At 57.0% G+C, this 13,700-nt stretch carries 25 protein-coding genes; 23 read left to right on the top strand and 2 right to left on the bottom strand.

Annotation, left to right across the window (positions count from 1 at the left end):
• From rpsS to ACP0GE_RS08630, 5 genes are all read left to right on the top strand, one after another.
• Nucleotides 1-279: a 30S ribosomal protein S19 gene (rpsS, locus tag ACP0GE_RS08650; protein WP_005980699.1), complete on the top strand. Its 279-nt coding sequence runs from the start codon at nt 1-3 to the stop codon at nt 277-279.
• A gap of 3 nt (nt 280-282) precedes the next feature.
• Complete coding sequence (gene rplV / locus ACP0GE_RS08645) at nt 283-663, top strand: 50S ribosomal protein L22 (protein WP_155148675.1); 381 nt, start codon at nt 283-285, stop codon at nt 661-663.
• Nucleotides 663-1,373, top strand: coding sequence for a 30S ribosomal protein S3 (rpsC, locus tag ACP0GE_RS08640; RefSeq protein WP_008758042.1), 711 nt, complete (start codon nt 663-665; stop codon nt 1,371-1,373). Before rplV ends, rpsC begins: the two co-directional genes overlap by 1 nt.
• Nucleotides 1,374-1,385: 12 nt before the next feature.
• Nucleotides 1,386-1,799 carry a 50S ribosomal protein L16 gene (gene rplP, locus ACP0GE_RS08635; RefSeq protein ID WP_424831557.1) on the top strand — a complete coding sequence of 138 codons (414 nt, stop codon included), beginning with the start codon at nt 1,386-1,388 and terminating at the stop codon, nt 1,797-1,799.
• Between the two features lie 236 nt (nt 1,800-2,035).
• Nucleotides 2,036-2,656 (top strand): 2OG-Fe(II) oxygenase family protein, encoded by a 621-nt coding sequence (locus tag ACP0GE_RS08630; protein WP_424831556.1) that lies wholly within the window; start codon nt 2,036-2,038, stop codon nt 2,654-2,656.
• Here ACP0GE_RS08630 and ACP0GE_RS08625 read toward each other — a convergent pair.
• Nucleotides 2,637-3,257: a hypothetical protein gene (locus tag ACP0GE_RS08625; RefSeq protein ID WP_424831555.1), complete on the bottom strand. Its 621-nt coding sequence runs from the start codon at nt 3,255-3,257 to the stop codon at nt 2,637-2,639. The genes ACP0GE_RS08630 and ACP0GE_RS08625 overlap by 20 nt on opposite strands.
• Before the next feature lie 248 nt (nt 3,258-3,505).
• Here ACP0GE_RS08625 and rpmC point away from each other — a divergent pair, with 248 nt between their 5' ends.
• The 11 genes from rpmC to rpmD all read left to right on the top strand — a co-directional run bounded on the left by rpmC (nt 3,506) and on the right by rpmD (nt 7,794).
• Complete coding sequence (rpmC, locus tag ACP0GE_RS08620) at nt 3,506-3,712, top strand: 50S ribosomal protein L29 (protein ID WP_010437082.1); 207 nt, start codon at nt 3,506-3,508, stop codon at nt 3,710-3,712.
• Between the two features lie 4 nt (nt 3,713-3,716).
• On the top strand, nt 3,717-3,947 hold the full coding sequence (gene rpsQ, locus ACP0GE_RS08615; protein ID WP_008757253.1) for a 30S ribosomal protein S17: 231 nt from the start codon (nt 3,717-3,719) through the stop codon (nt 3,945-3,947).
• A 76-nt stretch (nt 3,948-4,023) separates the two neighbouring features.
• On the top strand, nt 4,024-4,392 hold the full coding sequence (rplN, locus tag ACP0GE_RS08610; RefSeq protein ID WP_008757934.1) for a 50S ribosomal protein L14: 369 nt from the start codon (nt 4,024-4,026) through the stop codon (nt 4,390-4,392).
• Nucleotides 4,393-4,394: 2 nt separating this feature from the next.
• Nucleotides 4,395-4,706, top strand: coding sequence for a 50S ribosomal protein L24 (rplX, locus tag ACP0GE_RS08605; protein WP_170440482.1), 312 nt, complete (start codon nt 4,395-4,397; stop codon nt 4,704-4,706).
• On the top strand, nt 4,699-5,259 hold the full coding sequence (rplE, locus tag ACP0GE_RS08600; protein WP_424831554.1) for a 50S ribosomal protein L5: 561 nt from the start codon (nt 4,699-4,701) through the stop codon (nt 5,257-5,259). Before rplX ends, rplE begins: the two co-directional genes overlap by 8 nt.
• Before the next feature lie 19 nt (nt 5,260-5,278).
• Nucleotides 5,279-5,584 (top strand): 30S ribosomal protein S14, encoded by a 306-nt coding sequence (rpsN, locus tag ACP0GE_RS08595; protein WP_010437098.1) that lies wholly within the window; start codon nt 5,279-5,281, stop codon nt 5,582-5,584.
• Nucleotides 5,585-5,597: 13 nt separating this feature from the next.
• Nucleotides 5,598-5,990 (top strand): 30S ribosomal protein S8, encoded by a 393-nt coding sequence (gene rpsH / locus ACP0GE_RS08590; RefSeq protein ID WP_068340741.1) that lies wholly within the window; start codon nt 5,598-5,600, stop codon nt 5,988-5,990.
• A gap of 11 nt (nt 5,991-6,001) precedes the next feature.
• Nucleotides 6,002-6,535: a 50S ribosomal protein L6 gene (gene rplF / locus ACP0GE_RS08585; protein WP_424831553.1), complete on the top strand. Its 534-nt coding sequence runs from the start codon at nt 6,002-6,004 to the stop codon at nt 6,533-6,535.
• A gap of 11 nt (nt 6,536-6,546) precedes the next feature.
• Nucleotides 6,547-6,906 (top strand): 50S ribosomal protein L18, encoded by a 360-nt coding sequence (gene rplR / locus ACP0GE_RS08580; protein WP_039523386.1) that lies wholly within the window; start codon nt 6,547-6,549, stop codon nt 6,904-6,906.
• Nucleotides 6,907-7,023: 117 nt separating this feature from the next.
• A complete protein-coding gene (gene rpsE, locus ACP0GE_RS08575; RefSeq protein ID WP_155148691.1) occupies nt 7,024-7,593 on the top strand; it encodes a 30S ribosomal protein S5 in 570 nt (189 codons plus the stop codon).
• A gap of 12 nt (nt 7,594-7,605) precedes the next feature.
• Nucleotides 7,606-7,794, top strand: coding sequence for a 50S ribosomal protein L30 (gene rpmD, locus ACP0GE_RS08570; RefSeq protein ID WP_008757946.1), 189 nt, complete (start codon nt 7,606-7,608; stop codon nt 7,792-7,794).
• 70 nt (nt 7,795-7,864) lie between these two features.
• Here the strand turns inward: rpmD and ACP0GE_RS08565 are convergent, their stop codons facing one another.
• Complete coding sequence (locus ACP0GE_RS08565) at nt 7,865-8,326, bottom strand: VOC family protein (RefSeq protein ID WP_424831552.1); 462 nt, start codon at nt 8,324-8,326, stop codon at nt 7,865-7,867.
• Between the two features lie 216 nt (nt 8,327-8,542).
• Here ACP0GE_RS08565 and ACP0GE_RS08560 point away from each other — a divergent pair, with 216 nt between their 5' ends.
• From ACP0GE_RS08560 to ACP0GE_RS08530, 7 genes are all read left to right on the top strand, one after another.
• A complete protein-coding gene (locus ACP0GE_RS08560) occupies nt 8,543-8,758 on the top strand; it encodes a DUF1127 domain-containing protein (protein ID WP_424831551.1) in 216 nt (71 codons plus the stop codon).
• A gap of 200 nt (nt 8,759-8,958) precedes the next feature.
• A complete protein-coding gene (gene rplO, locus ACP0GE_RS08555) occupies nt 8,959-9,432 on the top strand; it encodes a 50S ribosomal protein L15 (protein WP_424831550.1) in 474 nt (157 codons plus the stop codon).
• A 109-nt stretch (nt 9,433-9,541) separates the two neighbouring features.
• Nucleotides 9,542-10,906: a preprotein translocase subunit SecY gene (gene secY / locus ACP0GE_RS08550; RefSeq protein ID WP_424831549.1), complete on the top strand. Its 1,365-nt coding sequence runs from the start codon at nt 9,542-9,544 to the stop codon at nt 10,904-10,906.
• On the top strand, nt 10,903-11,478 hold the full coding sequence (locus ACP0GE_RS08545) for an adenylate kinase (RefSeq protein WP_424831548.1): 576 nt from the start codon (nt 10,903-10,905) through the stop codon (nt 11,476-11,478). Before secY ends, ACP0GE_RS08545 begins: the two co-directional genes overlap by 4 nt.
• Before the next feature lie 201 nt (nt 11,479-11,679).
• Nucleotides 11,680-12,048 carry a 30S ribosomal protein S13 gene (rpsM, locus tag ACP0GE_RS08540; protein WP_008757392.1) on the top strand — a complete coding sequence of 123 codons (369 nt, stop codon included), beginning with the start codon at nt 11,680-11,682 and terminating at the stop codon, nt 12,046-12,048.
• Between the two features lie 15 nt (nt 12,049-12,063).
• Nucleotides 12,064-12,453, top strand: coding sequence for a 30S ribosomal protein S11 (gene rpsK / locus ACP0GE_RS08535; RefSeq protein WP_008757289.1), 390 nt, complete (start codon nt 12,064-12,066; stop codon nt 12,451-12,453).
• Between the two features lie 114 nt (nt 12,454-12,567).
• The gene (locus ACP0GE_RS08530) at nt 12,568-13,584 is read left to right on the top strand and encodes a DNA-directed RNA polymerase subunit alpha (protein WP_010437127.1); all 1,017 of its coding nucleotides are present in this window, start codon (nt 12,568-12,570) and stop codon (nt 13,582-13,584) included.
• Nucleotides 13,585-13,700: the final 116 nt, after the last annotated feature.

Below are 13,700 nucleotides of genomic sequence, written 5' to 3'. Positions count from 1 at the left end.
ATGTCTCGCTCTGTTTGGAAGGGTCCTTTCGTCGATGCTTACGTGCTGAAAAAAGCCGAAGCAGCGCGCGAGTCGGGCCGCAACGAAGTCATCAAAATCTGGTCGCGTCGTTCCACCATTCTGCCCCAGTTCGTGGGTCTGACCTTTGGTGTGTACAACGGCCAGAAGCATATCCCCGTCAACGTCTCGGAAGACATGATCGGTCAGAAGTTCGGTGAATACTCGCCGACTCGTACCTATTATGGCCACGCCGCAGACAAAAAAGCGAAGCGGAAGTAAGTCATGGGCAAGGAAAAGAACCCCCGCCGCGTGGCTGAAAACGAAGCAATGGCGAAAACCCGCATGCTTCGCACCAGCCCGCAGAAACTGAACCTGGTTGCGCAAATGATCCGCGGCAAGAAAGTTGAGAAGGCTCTGACCGACCTGACTTTCAGCAACAAGCGTGTCGCGCAGGACGTCAAGAAGTGCCTGCAGTCCGCAATCGCCAACGCCGAGAACAACCACAACCTGGACGTTGACGAACTAATCGTCGCCGAAGCATGGGTTGGCAAGAACCTGGTCATGAAGCGCGGCCGCCCGCGTGCACGTGGTCGGTTTGGTGCAATCATGAAGCCGTTCTCGGAGATCACCATCAAGGTGCGTCAAGTTGAGGAGCAAGCCTAATGGGTCATAAAGTAAATCCGATCGGCATGCGCCTGCAGGTCAACCGCACCTGGGACAGCCGCTGGTACGCCGACACCAAGGACTACGGTGATCTTCTGCTGGAAGACCTCAAGATCCGTGAGTTCATCAACAAAGAGTGCAAGCAGGCCGGTGTTGCCCGTGTGATCATCGAACGTCCGCACAAAAAGTGCCGCGTTACGATCCACACTGCACGTCCCGGTGTCATCATCGGCAAGAAAGGTGCAGACATCGAAGTTCTGCGCAAAAAGCTTGCTCGCATGACCGACAGCGAACTGCACCTGAACATCGTCGAAGTGCGCAAGCCCGAGCTTGACGCGCAACTGGTTGCCGAGTCCATCGCTCAGCAGCTGGAACGTCGTGTTTCGTTCCGTCGCGCCATGAAGCGCTCGGTTCAGAACGCCATGCGCATGGGCGCCCTTGGTATCCGGGTGAACGTCGCGGGTCGTCTGGGCGGCGCCGAGATCGCACGGACCGAGTGGTACCGCGAAGGCCGCGTGCCTCTGCACACTCTGCGTGCCGACATCGATTACGCACATGCCGAAGCGATGACTCCTTACGGGATCATCGGGATCAAGGTCTGGATCTTCAAAGGTGAGATCATGGAGCACGATCCGCAGGCACGTGACCGTAAAGCACAGGAACTCCAAGACGGCCCTGCACCTCGTGGTGCTGGTGGCGGTCGTCGCTAAGGAGGGAAAGATATGCTTCAACCAAAGCGTACTAAATTCCGCAAGATGCACAAAGGCCGGATCAAGGGCGAAGCCAAAGGCGGCTCTGATCTGAACTTTGGCACCTACGGCCTGAAAGCTCTTGAGCCTGAGCGTGTAACCGCACGCCAGATCGAAGCTGCACGTCGTGCCATGACGCGTCACATGAAGCGTCAGGGCCGTGTCTGGATCCGCATCTTCCCCGACACTCCGGTCACTGCAAAGCCGATCGAAGTTCGTATGGGTAAAGGTAAAGGTTCGGTCGACCGTTGGGTTTGCAAGGTCAAGCCTGGCCGCGTGATGTTCGAGATTGACGGCGTCAATGACGACATCGCCCGCGAGGCCCTGCGCCTGGCGGCGATGAAGCTGCCGGTCAAGACCCGCGTCGTATTGCGCGAAGACTGGTAAGCGATTGGGGGGAAACCCCGTTCGTGACAAGATTGACCCCCGTCGGGAAACTGGCGGGGGTTTGTTTCTTGGGGGCTCTGCCCCCGCCGCGGCAAGCCGCGACTCCCCCGGGATATTTATAGCCAGATGAAGCAGGGGATCCGTACTTCATCTGGTCCCAAATATCCCGGAGCGCGAGGCAGAGCCTCGCAAATCACCCATCGCCTTCTGATTGAGGCTGGTCTAAGAGATGAGCCATGCCTCAGATTGAATCACTCTTCGTTACCCGTCTCTATCGCGCAGCTTTGTCCGAGTTCGATCCCAAGATCGACGCGGATGAGTTGGAAAACTCTTGCCTTGTCATCGCCGAGGATGATGAGGCCGGGCAGGACTGGTGTGAAGAAAACGGCTATCCCGGCTACACCAGCTATGCTTCGTTGACCGATCTGCCCTGGCGGTTCCCGATCTTCGCCGATCTGGTCAAAGCACTGGACCAGCATGTCGCGGCCTTTGCCAAGGATCTGGAGTTCGATCTGGGCGAGGGAGAATTGAAGCTGGAAGACCTGTGGATCAACATCCTGCCCGAGGGCGGCATGCATTCCAGCCACCTGCACCCGCACAGTGTGATCTCGGGTACGACCTATGTGGCCATGCCCGAAGGGGCGAGTGCGTTGAAACTGGAAGACCCCCGTTCTGGCCGCATGATGGCCGCGCCGACGCGGCTCAAAGGTGGTCGCCGGGATTTGCAGCCGTTCATCTATATGAAACCGCAGGTGGGCGATGTCCTGCTGTGGGAAAGCTGGCTGCGCCACGAGGTGCCGCTGAACATGGCCGAGGAAGAGCGGATTTCGGTGAGTTTTAATTACCGCTGGGACTAACTGCTTTGGGTTTAGCTGGCGCGGGTGTAGAAATAGCAGAGCCATACTCATTCCCAAATTCCGCTAGAATCTCTTGAAATTGATCCACCCAAGTCTGAACGACACCAGAAAAGTCTTTCCAATCGACTTTCGCGGTTCCTTCGCTCATTCTATGAGCCAACGCGGCATCGGCTAGGTATTGGTCTATCGCGGTTCTAAGCGCTGTCATCCGCCACTTCGCGACAAGCATTGCTTTGTAGCGTTTATGCCAACCGAATGCATGACCCGATGCGGCAACCATAGTGCCTAAAGCCGTCAATGCGATCGAGATAGGCCAACCTGCGCCAAGACCAGGATTTTTGCCGAGCGCAAAAATCGCAGTCAATACCGTTGCAAACATAGGGAAAACAAGGGTCGAAATCGCGATAACGTTAAAGCGATCTAGAGCCCATTTGCTGTCTCTAAAGAAGTTGTGTTCGAGTTCGATAATTCGTGCGCGTAGTATGGTTATTCTACCGGCTAGTTCGGGAAGCTCGCGCTCAAGTTCTCGAAAATTGAGCCTAACTTTAGTTCCGTTATTCTTCTTTTTGAATAGCGATTCTGAGGGTTGAACGTCTGCCATGATAGGGTACTCGAAAATGCAGTGTCGTGTTATCCAATAGAGTGTATCAGAATCCTTTTGGGCGTAAAACAGCGGTGGAAGGTTAGTCACCAAACTTCCTCTTGCCACCCACCCCCCAAACCCTTATACGGCGGCATCCTGCGGTCTCCCGGCGTTGTCGGGCGATTCGTATGTCTATCATTCATCCACCAGGTCAAAGGTGACCCGTGTACGGGGCCTTCTGGTGTTTTGAGCAAAGGAAAAAGGCGATGAACGCCCAAGAACTGCGTGACAAGACCCCGGACCAGCTCCGCGAGGAACTGGCCAACCTGAAGAAAGAAAGCTTTAACCTGCGCTTTCAACAGGCAACCGGTCAGCTGGAAAACACAGCCGGCATCAAAGCGGCCCGCCGCAATGCTGCCCGTGTCAAAACCATTCTGAACGAAAAGGCCGCTGCTGCGGCATCCGAGGAGTAATCAGATGCCCAAGCGTATCCTTTCCGGCACCGTAACCAGCGATGCAAACGAACAGACTGTAACCGTATCCGTCGAGCGCCGCTTTACGCATCCGGTTCTGAAGAAAACCATCCGTAAGTCCAAGAAATACCGGGCTCACGATGAAAAGAACGCCTTCAAGGTCGGCGACACAGTCCGCATCATCGAATGCGCGCCGAAATCGAAGACGAAACGTTGGGAAGTTCTGGAGGCGTAAGCCCCCAGGATTTTCCCATTTGTCGAAACCCTGGGGGATCTAACAAGACCAGCCCCCACAGGTCGGGAGAAACCACATGATCCAGATGCAGACCAATCTGGATGTCGCTGACAACTCCGGCGCACGCCGAGTTCAGTGCATCAAGGTCCTGGGTGGTTCCAAGCGTAAATACGCCTCCGTCGGCGACATCATTGTCGTCTCGGTGAAGGAAGCCATCCCGCGCGGCCGCGTAAAGAAAGGTGACGTCCGCAAGGCCGTCGTCGTACGCACCGCCAAAGAAGTCCGTCGCGAAGACGGCACCGCGATCCGTTTCGATCGCAACGCCGCCGTCATCCTGAACAACAACAATGAGCCTGTAGGTACCCGTATCTTTGGCCCCGTTGTTCGTGAACTGCGTGGCAAGAACTTCATGAAAATCATCTCGCTGGCTCCGGAGGTGCTGTAATCATGGCTGCTAAACTCCGCAAAGGCGACAAGGTCGTCGTGCTGGCCGGCAAGGACAAGGGCAAAGAGGGGACTATCACCTCGGTTGACCCGAAAGCCGGTAAAGCTGTTGTCGACGGCATCAACATTGCCATCCGCCACACCCGCCAGACCCAGAACTCGCAAGGTGGTCGCCTGCCTCAGGCAAACCCGATCGAGCTGTCGAACCTGGCTCTGCTGGACAAGAACGGCAAAGCAACCCGCGTTGGCTTCCGCATGGAAGGTGACAAGAAAGTGCGCTTCGCCAAGACCACGGGGGACGTGATCGATGCTTGATACCGCAAACTATACCCCGCGTCTGAAAGCTCAGTACGCTGAAACCATCCGTGCCGCTCTGAAAGAAGAGTTCGGCTACAAGAACGACATGCAGCTGCCCAAGCTGGAAAAAATCGTTCTGAACATCGGTTGTGGTGCTGAAGCCGTCAAAGACTCGAAGAAAGCGAAAGCTGCTGTCGAGGATCTGACTGCAATTGCTGGCCAGCAGGCCGTTGCAACCAAGGCGAAGAAGTCGATCGCGGGTTTCCGCGTCCGTGAAGACATGCCGCTGGGTGCGAAAGTGACCCTGCGCGGTGACCGGATGTACGAATTCCTGGATCGTCTGATCACCATCGCGATGCCTCGCGTTCGTGACTTCCGCGGTGTGAAGCCGTCTTTTGATGGTCGTGGCAACTTTGCCATGGGCATGAAAGAGCACATCGTGTTCCCCGAGATTGACTTCGACAAGGTCGACGAAGTCTGGGGCCTGGACATCGTAATCACCACCACAGCGAACACCGACGCTGAAGCAAAGGCACTGTTGAAAGCATTCAACATGCCGTTCAACGCGTAAGCGCCGGGAGGATTGAGACATGGCTAAAAAAGCAATGATCGAACGCGAGAAGAAGCGCGAACGCCTGGTGGCCAAATATGCCGCAAAGCGTGCCGAGCTGAAAGAAATCGCGAATGACGAGAGCAAGCCGATGGAAGAGCGCTTCAAAGCGCGTCTGAAACTGGCGAAACTGCCGCGCAACAGCTCGGCTACCCGTCTGCACAACCGCTGTCAGCTGACCGGTCGTCCCCACGCTTACTACCGTAAGCTGAAGGTCAGCCGTATCGCGCTGCGCGAGCTGGGTTCTGCTGGTCAGATCCCCGGCATGGTGAAATCGAGCTGGTAAGGGAGACATAGATATGAATGATCCTATCGGCGATATGCTCACCCGTATCCGCAACGCGCAAATGCGCGGCAAGTCCACCGTTTCCACCCCGGCATCCAAGCTGCGCGGTTGGGTTCTGGACGTGCTGGCGGACGAAGGTTACATCCGTGGCTATGAAAAGACGACCGGTGAAAACGGTCATCCGGCCATCGAAATCAGCCTGAAATACTACGAAGGCACCCCTGTTATTCGCGAACTGAAGCGGGTCTCGAAACCCGGTCGTCGCGTGTACATGGGCGTCAATGACATCCCGCAGGTCCGTCAGGGTCTGGGCGTGTCGATTGTCAGCACTCCGAAAGGTGTGATGTCGGACGCAAACGCTCGCTCCAACAATGTTGGCGGCGAAGTGCTCTGCACCGTCTTCTAAGGAGGTCTGCAATGTCTCGTATTGGTAAAAAACCGGTCGAGCTGCCCAGCGGCGTTACCGCCTCTGTGTCGGGTCAGACCATCGAAGTTAAAGGTCCGAAAGGCACCCGCAGCTTCACCGCCACCGACGACGTTACGCTGTCGGTTGAAGACAATGTGGTCAAGATCGACCCTCGCGGCATGTCCAAGCGTGCCCGCCAGCAGTGGGGCATGAGCCGCACCATGGTTGCCAACCTGGTAACCGGTGTAACTCGGGGCTTCAAAAAAGAGCTGGAGATCCAGGGTGTTGGTTACCGGGCTCAGATGCAGGGCAACACCCTGAAGCTGAACCTGGGCTACAGCCACGATGTTGATTTCACTGCTCCGGAAGGTGTCACCATCACCGCGCCGAAGCAGACAGAGATCGTTGTGGAAGGTATCGACCAGCAGCAGGTGGGCGAAGTCGCGGCCAAAATCCGCGAATGGCGCCGTCCCGAGCCGTACAAAGGCAAGGGCATCCGCTATAAGGGCGAGTTCATCTTCCGCAAGGAAGGCAAGAAGAAGTAAGGACGCAGACAATGGCAAACAGCAAAAGAACCCTGTTTCTGAAGCGCCGCCTGCGCGTTCGGAACAAACTTCGCAAAGTCAACGCAGGCCGTGTACGCCTGTCGGTTCACCGTTCGAACAAGAACATCAGCGTTCAGTTGATCGACGACGTTCGTGGCGTGACCCTGGCCTCGGCCTCGACCCTGGAAAAAGATCTGGGTGTTGTTGGCAAGAACAACGTCGAAGCGGCCACCAAAGTGGGCGCGGCCATCGCCGAGCGTGCCAAGAAGGCAGGCGTCGAAGAGGCCTATTTCGATCGTGGTGGCTTCCTGTTCCACGGCAAGGTGAAGGCAGTTGCCGACGCTGCGCGTGAAGGTGGCCTGAAGATCTAAGACTTGCGGGCGGGTTTCGATCCGCCCCGATGATCCGGGAGCCCTGACGAAAGTTGGGGCTCACTTGGATTGAACAAAACGGCGCCGCAAGCGCCTCTAGAGAAAAGGGATGCCAAGATGGCAGAACGTGAAAACCGTCGGGGCCGTGGCCGCGACCGTGAAGAAGCACCGGAATTTGCCGATCGCCTGGTCGCAATCAACCGCGTGTCGAAAACCGTAAAAGGTGGTAAGCGCTTTGGCTTCGCTGCTCTGGTGGTTGTCGGCGATCAGAAAGGCCGCGTGGGCTTTGGCAAGGGTAAAGCGAAAGAAGTACCTGAGGCCATCCGTAAGGCGACTGAGCAAGCCAAGCGTCAGATGATCCGCGTGCAACTGCGCGAAGGTCGGACCCTGCACCACGATATCGAAGGCCGTCACGGCGCCGGTAAAGTGGTTATGCGCACCGCACCTGAAGGTACTGGTATCATCGCCGGTGGTCCGATGCGTGCCGTGTTTGAAATGCTGGGCGTGAAGGACGTTGTGTCCAAGTCGCTGGGCTCGCAGAACCCGTACAACATGATCCGCGCCACCATCAACGGCCTGCAGAAAGAGCAGAGCCCGCGTTCGGTTGCCGCACGTCGTGGCAAAAAGGTTGCTGACATCCTGCCCAAGCGGGACGAAGCACCAGCTGCTGCTGAAGCAGAAGCATAAGGAGAGCGACCCATGGCAAAAACCATCGTCGTCAAGCAGATCGGTTCCCCGATCCGTCGCCCCGCCGAACAGCGCGCAACCCTGATCGGCCTGGGCCTGAACAAGATGCACAAGACCCGTGAACTGGAAGATACCCCTTCGGTTCGCGGCATGGTCAACAAGATCCCGCATCTGGTTGAGATCATCGAAGAGCGCGGCTAAGCGTTGATTTAATGAATTGAAACGCCTCCGGCAGTGCCGGGGGCGTTTTTTGTGAGGTACAGCTGCCGGATTAGCGCCTGAAGCCAAACATCGCTGCCCAATTCTTCATTGTCATTCCCGCGCGGTAGTCGCGCTGCATGTCACTATCGAGAGCTTCGACCAGGACCCGGTTTTCCAACCAGATTTCAACGCACTCAAACGGACCGCGATTACACACTCGGGTTGTCCAGCCTTTTTGGTGAGCCTGGTTGAGTAGGTCTTGTTGCGACAGGACTGATCCAAGCGCGACATGAGCGAATGTCGGCGAAGGGTCCGTATCGCCGACTTTGCAGTTTACCTGTTCTGGGCCAGCGATCAGGGTATGGGTTGACGGATATACTTCAATTGCTGCCCCGTTGTCTGCCTCGGAAAATGCAATCCACGAGTCTGGGAATGGGGGAAATGGCATCGCTTCGCCGCCCATGATCTCAGCCAAAAACTTCGCGACATCCTCGGGATCTGAAGCGGTGATGGACAAGTGCAATATCGACATATGTTACCTCATCAAAAAATGAGACTAGTCTGGCTCAAGCTGCGGGCTTTGTCAGGGCGCTATTTTCACGGGTCGTTTGCCATTCACTAAACGCATACCGGCTAGACCAAAACGCGCGTTGTTAGCGGTATCGAACACTCCTATCTGAGCCTTGTCCACAAAGGAACAAATGGAAACGCCCGGGGAATACGCCTCGGTACAGAAAGGATTAATGATATGGCACATACAGCTACACTGACACATGGCGGCTTCAATCTGACTGCCCGCATCGCGAACCTGATCGAGCGCGTGAAAGAAAACCGCGCCCGGGCCGCTGAGTATAACCGCACCTATGGGGAACTTCAGCGTCTGAGCAATCGCGAACTGGACGATATCGGCATTCGCCGCTGCGACATCGCGGATATCGCGCGCGATCACGCTTACTGTTCGTAAGACCCAAACCACTCACAACGAAAGAGGCGCCATCCGGGCGCTTCTTTTGCTTTTGGCGGCAATCAACAACAAACCTTGCAACCAAGGGCACAACGCTGTAGAGCGCTCCGGTGGATTTCCGTCCACGAGAATCAAAACCAAGAAACGCCGTGGTTGGCCCATCACGCTTCGGGGGTCACATCCGGCTTAGGAGAAGCGACATGAAACTGAACGAATTGCGCGACAATCCTGGCGCCAGCCCCAAACGCACTCGCGTTGGCCGCGGCCCCGGTTCCGGCAAAGGTAAAATGGGTGGCCGTGGTATCAAAGGCCAGAAATCCCGTTCGGGTGTGGCTATCAATGGCTACGAAGGCGGCCAGATGCCGCTGTACCAGCGCCTGCCCAAGCGTGGCTTCAACAAGCCAAACCGCAAGGAATTCGCCGTTATCAACCTGGGCCTGATCCAGAAATTCATCGACGCCAAGAAACTGGACGCCAAAGCAGCGATCACCGAAGACGCTCTGGTTGCCTCCGGTCTGGTCCGTCGCAAGCTGGACGGTATCCGCGTTCTGGCCAAGGGCGAAATCAGCGCCAAAGTGAAACTGGAAGTAACCGGTGCTTCGAAAGCTGCCGTTGAGGCAGTTGAGAAAGCAGGCGGCTCACTGACGGTCACAAAAGCTGCTGCGGCAGAGTAAGCGCTTGTGAGCGGGCGCAGACCCGCTTACATAGACCTCAGAGTTTTCCAAGACGCCGCCCGAGCCGGAAAACGGTTCCGGGCGGTGTTTGCATAAGAGAGACCGATTTATGGTATCAGCAGCAGAACAAATGGCAGCCAACACAAGCTGGGCTGCTTTGGGCAAAGCCACCGATCTGCGCAACCGCATCCTGTTCACGCTCGCATTGCTGATCGTCTATCGTCTGGGCACCTTTATTCCGGTGCCGGGGATTGACGGGCAGGCACTGCGTGAGTTCATGGAGCAGGCGGGGCAGGGCATCGGCGGCATGGTTTCGATGTTCACCGGCGGGGCGCTGGGGCGGATGGGTATCTTTGCCCTCGGCATCATGCCCTATATCTCGGCCTCGATCATCGTGCAGTTGCTGACATCGATGGTTCCCGCGCTTGAGCAACTCAAGAAAGAGGGCGAGCAGGGGCGCAAGAAGATCAACCAATACACCCGTTTCGGCACCGTGGCATTGGCCACTGTTCAGGCCTATGGTCTGGCTGTTTCGCTTGAATCGGGCGATCTGGCAACCGATCCGGGCCTGTATTTCCGTTTCTCGACCATGATCACGCTGGTTGGCGGCACCATGTTCTTGATGTGGCTGGGTGAACAGATCACTGCGCGGGGCATCGGCAACGGTATCTCTCTGATCATCTTCGTCGGCATCATTGCCGAGGTTCCTGCGGCGCTCGCACAGTTCTTTGCCTCGGGTCGCTCGGGCGCAATTAGCCCCGCCGTCATCGTTGGCGTGATTGTCATGGTGATCGCCGTTATCACTTTTGTGGTCTTCATGGAGCGCGCTCTGCGCAAGATTCACATCCAATATCCGCGCCGCCAGGCCGGTATGAAAGTCTACGAGGGTGGCTCGAGCCACCTGCCGGTCAAAGTAAACCCGGCGGGCGTGATCCCGGCGATCTTTGCAAGTTCGCTGCTGCTGCTGCCGGTGACGATCTCGACCTTCTCGTCGGGCGCGACCAACGGGCCGGTCATGTCGTGGCTGTTGGCCAACTTTGGCCCCGGACAGCCGCTATACCTGCTGTTCTTCGCGTCGATGATCGTGTTTTTTGCCTATTTCTACACGTTCAACGTGTCGTTCAAGCCGGACGATGTGGCGGACAATCTGAAAAAGCAAAACGGTTTTGTGCCGGGTATCCGTCCGGGCAAGAAAACCGCCGAGTATCTGGAATACGTGGTCAACCGCGTGCTGGTGCTTGGCTCGGCTTATCTGGCGGCGGTCTGTCTGCTGCCGGAAATCCTGCGGGGCCAGTTTGCCATTCCGTTCTATTTCGGCGGCACGTCCGTGCTGATTATCGTCTCTGTGACCATGGACACGATCCAACAGGTCCAGAGCCACCTGCTGGCGCACCAATACGAAGGGCTGATTGAAAAGTCCCAACTGCGCGGCAAAAGCAAGAAACGCGGCAGAAAGGGAGCTGCTCGTCGATGAATATCATTCTTCTGGGGCCCCCGGGGGCGGGCAAAGGCACGCAGGCGCAGCACTTGGTTGAAACCCGAGGTATGGTGCAACTCAGCACCGGTGACATGCTGCGCGAGGCCAAGACCTCGGGTACGGAAATGGGCCAGAAGGTTGCGGCGATTATGGACGCGGGCAAACTGGTCACCGATGAGATCGTGATCGGCCTGATCGAAGAGAAGTTGATGACTGAAAAGGGCGCGGGTTTTATCTTTGACGGTTTCCCCCGCACTCTGGCACAGGCCGATGCGCTGGCCGCGTTGCTGACCAAGGTCGGGCAGTCGCTGCACACCGTGATCGAAATGCGCGTCGACGACGAAACGCTGGTCAAGCGCATCGTCAATCGCGCCGAAGAGGCGCGCGCCGCCGGTAAACCCGTGCGGGCGGATGACAATGAAGAAAGCGTACGTATCCGGTTGATGGAGTACTACAAGAAAACGTCTCCGCTGATTGGATACTACTACGCCAAGGGCGATCTGCGGCCGGTCAATGGTCTGGCGAGTATCGAAGAAGTAACGGCTTCGATAGAGGCCATTCTCGGCTGAGTTCAGGTTGGGGCTTGACGGCCCCTCCAAAAGCCCATATCGACCCCCATCCCTAAAGGGAATCAAGACCGCATGTGGGATTCGTCCCAAATGCCCCGACCACCTCGAATAATGCTGAACCCTCTGGCGGCACTGCCACGGTAAAGCGTTGTGAAAAAAGGTTCTGGAGTTACGGAACCGCAACGAAAAGGAAAGTGACACGTGGCACGTATTGCCGGCGTAAACATCCCGACTGCAAAGCGGGTACCAATCGCCCTCACATATATCACCGGTATCGGAAACACTTCGGCCAAAGCGATCTGCGAAGCCGTAGGCATTGAAGCGCACCGTCGCGTCAACGAACTGTCCGACGCCGAAGTTCTGGCCATCCGTGAGCACATCGATGCAAACTTCACCGTCGAAGGTGACCTGCGTCGTGAAGTTCAGATGAACGTCAAGCGTCTGATGGACCTGGGCTGCTATCGCGGTCTGCGTCACCGCCGCAACCTGCCGGTTCGCGGTCAGCGTACCCACACCAATGCTCGTACCCGCAAAGGCCCCGCAAAGGCCATCGCTGGTAAGAAGAAATAAGGGAGGGTCTGACCGATGGCACGTGACAAGACTCGCGTTAAGCGCAAAGAGCGTAAGAACATCGCATCGGGCGTCGCCCATGTGAACTCGACCTTCAACAACACCAAGATCCTGATCTCGGACGTACAGGGCAACGCCATTTCGTGGTCGTCTGCCGGTACCATGGGCTTCAAGGGATCGCGGAAATCGACCCCCTACGCCGCTCAGATGGCTGCAGAAGATGCAGGCAAGAAGGCGCAGGAACATGGCGTCAAGACGCTGGAAGTCGAAGTTCAGGGCCCCGGTTCGGGTCGTGAATCGGCTCTGCGCGCGCTGGCTGCCGTGGGCTTCAACATCACGTCGATCCGCGACGTGACTCCGATCGCTCACAACGGTTGCCGTCCGCCGAAGCGCCGCCGCGTCTAAGCGAATTTGAATTTGGCTGGGGCTGCGTTTTTGCGCGGCCCCAGCACGTCATTTTGAACCTCGGGCGTCTGCACCTTGTTGGTCATGGGGCGCGGACAGGAATGGAGGGATTACATGATCCATAAGAATTGGGCAGAATTGATCAAGCCGACCCAGCTTGACGGCAAGCCGGGCAACGATCCGGCACGTCAGGCAACCCTGGTTGCCGAGCCGCTGGAACGTGGCTTTGGTCTGACCCTGGGCAACGCGCTGCGCCGCGTTCTGATGAGCTCGCTGCAAGGTGCGGCCATCACCAGCGTTCAGATCGACAACGTCCTGCACGAGTTCTCCTCGGTCGCAGGTGTACGTGAAGACGTCACCGACATCATCCTGAACCTCAAAGGCGTTTCGCTGCGCATGGAAGTCGAAGGGCCCAAGCGCCTGTCGATCAATGCCAAAGGGCCCGCAGTTGTCACCGCAGGCGACATCAGCGAAAGCGCTGGCATCGAGGTTCTGAACCGCGATCACGTCATCTGCCACCTGGACGATGGCGCTGACCTGTTCATGGAACTGACCGTCAACACCGGCAAGGGTTACGTCTCGGCTGAGAAGAACAAGCCCGAAGATGCACCCATCGGCCTGATCCCGATCGACGCGATTTATTCGCCGGTCAAAAAGGTTGCCTATGACGTTCAGCCGACCCGTGAAGGTCAGGTTCTGGACTATGACAAGCTGACCCTGAAGATCGACACTGACGGTTCGATCACTCCGGAAGACGCGCTGGCCTTTGCCGCACGTATCCTGCAGGATCAACTGTCGATCTTCGTCAACTTCGACGAGCCGGAATCGGCTGGCCGCCAGGACGAAGATGATGGTTTGGAGTTCAACCCGCTGCTGCTGAAGAAAGTGGACGAGCTGGAACTGTCGGTCCGTTCGGCAAACTGCCTGAAGAACGACAACATCGTTTACATCGGCGATCTGATCCAGAAGACCGAAGCCGAGATGCTGCGCACTCCGAACTTCGGCCGCAAGTCGCTGAACGAGATCAAAGAAGTGCTGTCCGGCATGGGTCTGCACCTCGGCATGGATGTCGAGGACTGGCCGCCCGACAACATCGAAGATCTGGCGAAAAAATTCGAAGACGCGTTCTAATCGCGTCTTCCTAAATGCCCGGGACTGCCGGGGACAAAACGGGCACTTCCGCCCCAAGGAGAGCCGGTGACACGCATCGCCGGCCAGACAAAGCAAAACGCGAAAGAAGGAACTGA

The organism is Ruegeria sp., assembly GCF_965243365.1.
GTDB lineage: Bacteria > Pseudomonadota > Alphaproteobacteria > Rhodobacterales > Rhodobacteraceae > Ruegeria.
Note: the sequence above shows the minus strand (reverse complement) of the source record. Positions and strands in the feature narration are given on the sequence as shown.